Source organism: Saccharopolyspora sp. NPDC049357 (assembly GCF_040677225.1).
Taxonomy (GTDB): domain Bacteria; phylum Actinomycetota; class Actinomycetes; order Mycobacteriales; family Pseudonocardiaceae; genus Saccharopolyspora.
In genome coordinates, this window is sequence record NZ_JBFAQJ010000092.1 from 1 (window position 1) to 2,036 (window position 2,036).

2 protein-coding genes and 1 pseudogene are annotated in these 2,036 nt (G+C 71.2%); all 3 read right to left on the reverse strand.

The genetic code is table 11. The features are described 5' to 3' along the window. Nucleotides 1-1,409 (reverse strand): transketolase (locus AB0J91_RS32970; RefSeq protein WP_363876945.1); only part of this gene is annotated, 1,409 nt, incomplete at its 3' end. 59 nt (nt 1,410-1,468) lie between these two features. Then, on the reverse strand, nt 1,469-1,735 hold the full coding sequence (locus tag AB0J91_RS32975; RefSeq protein WP_363876947.1) for a hypothetical protein: 267 nt from the start codon (nt 1,733-1,735) through the stop codon (nt 1,469-1,471). A gap of 76 nt (nt 1,736-1,811) precedes the next feature. Further along, nucleotides 1,812-2,036 (reverse strand): annotated as a pseudogene (locus AB0J91_RS32980) (3-hexulose-6-phosphate synthase); the annotation flags it as partial.

Genomic DNA, 2,036 nt, shown 5'->3' on the forward strand with positions numbered 1-2,036 from the left:
CCGTAGGGCCGGGTTCCGCCGTGCAGGGCGATGCCGTTGAGGATGGAGCCCATGGCGTGTTCGCGGATGCCGAAGTGCAGTGTGCGCCCGTAGGGATGGGCGCGCCACGCGTCGGTGGAGATGCTTTCCGGTCCGAAGGAGTCGGCGCCCTTCATCGTGGTGTTGTTGCTCTCCGCCAGGTCGGCCGAACCGCCCCACAGCTCGGGAAGCGCCTCCGCCAGGGACGCCAGCACCTCCGCCGACGCCTTCCGCGTCGCGATGCCCTTCTCATCGGGCTCCCAGGTGGGCAGGCCGTTGGCCCACCCGGTGGGCAGCGTGCGGGTCTGCATCCGGTCCAGCAGCGCCTTGCGCCGAGGGTTCCCGGCCGCCCACGCGTCGAAGGCGATCTGCCACTTCTCGCGGGCGACCCTGCCTCGCTCGGCGACCGCGCGGGTGTGGGCCAGCACCTCGTCGTCGACCTGGAACGTCCGCTCGGGGTCGAAGCCCAGCAGCTTCTTGACCTCCGCCAGCTCCTCCGCGCCGAGCGCCGCGCCGTGGGCCTTGCCGGTGTTCATCTTGGTCGGTGCCGGGTAGCCGATGACGGTGCGCAGCACGATCAGGCTGGGACGCTCGGTGTCGGCGCGGGCGGCCGCGAGCGCGTCGAGGATGCCGGTGACGCACTCGCCGCCCTCGACGGTGACGACGTGCCAGCCGTAGGACTCGTAGCGCTTGGCGGTGTCTTCCGACAGCGCGATCTTCGTGTCGTCCTCGATGGAGATCTCGTTGGCGTCGTAGATCACCGTGAGGTTGCCCAGCTGCTGGGTGCCGGCCAGCGAGGACGCCTCGGAGGTCACGCCCTCCTCGATGTCGCCGTCGGAGGCGATCACGTAGACGTGGTGGTCGAAAACGCTGTCGCCGGGGGCGGATTCGGGGTCCAGCAGTCCGCGCTCCCGCCGTGCGGCCATCGCCATGCCCACCGCGTTGGCCAGCCCCTGACCCAACGGACCGGTCGTGGTCTCCACACCCGGAGTGTGACCGTGCTCCGGGTGACCCGGGGTCAGCGAGCCCCACGTCCGCAGCGCCCTGAGGTCATCGAGCTCCAGGCCGTAGCCCGACAGGAACAGCTGCACGTACAGCGTGAGGCTCGAGTGCCCTGCCGAGAGCACGAAGCGGTCGCGTCCGAGCCAGTCCGCGTCGTTGGGATCGTGCCGCATGACGTGCTGGAACAGCGCGTAGGCGACCGGCGCCAGGCTCATGGCGGTGCCGGGGTGCCCGCTGCCGCACCTCTCAACGGCGTCGGCGGCGAGCACGCGGGCGGTGTCGACGGCGCGCCGGTCCAGGTCGGTCCAGTCGTCGGGCAGGTGTGCGGTGGTCAACCGGGCGAGCTCGTCGCTCACCCGGTAGTGGGAGGGGGGCTGGTTCGCGATCATGGACGCGCACTCCTGGTGCTCGGTGGTGATGGGGGATCTCCCGCGGGCGACCGCGGCGGTCAGGCAGGCCACATCCGGGAGAGCTCGGGATGGTCGTCGTCGACGAGGCGGTGCGCCAGCGCGATCGCCTCGTCCCGGTCGATCTGGTGGAGGGCCGGCTCGGCCCTGGCGACGCCCTCCAGGACGTTGGCCAGCGCTTCGGCCGCGTTCGGGGACGTGCCGCCGTCGTTGCCGCGCACGTACCGCCGCCGCATCACCGCCGCGGCGTCCAGCAGCAGGTTGCTCTGCGCTGCGCGCAGATCCGCATCGTCGTGGGAACTCCCCATGTCACTTCCCCCTACTCCCGCAGCGACAAACGGCCGGGAGGGCTCTCGGCCACTCCCGGCCGTGCCGTGGTCCTCATCAGCGAATGAGGCTCTTGAGGTTCTTCGCGGCCGCGGCCGGGTCCTTCGCGCTGTAGATCGCGCCACCGGCGACCGCGACGGTCGCCCCGGAGTCCTGCACCGCCGCGATGGATTCGGCCTTGATGCCACCGGCGATGGAGAACGGGACGCCGGCCTGCTTTCCGTCGTCGAGCAGGGTCTGGATCGTGTAGCCGGGCTTGGCCTGCTCGTCGAGCCCGGCGTG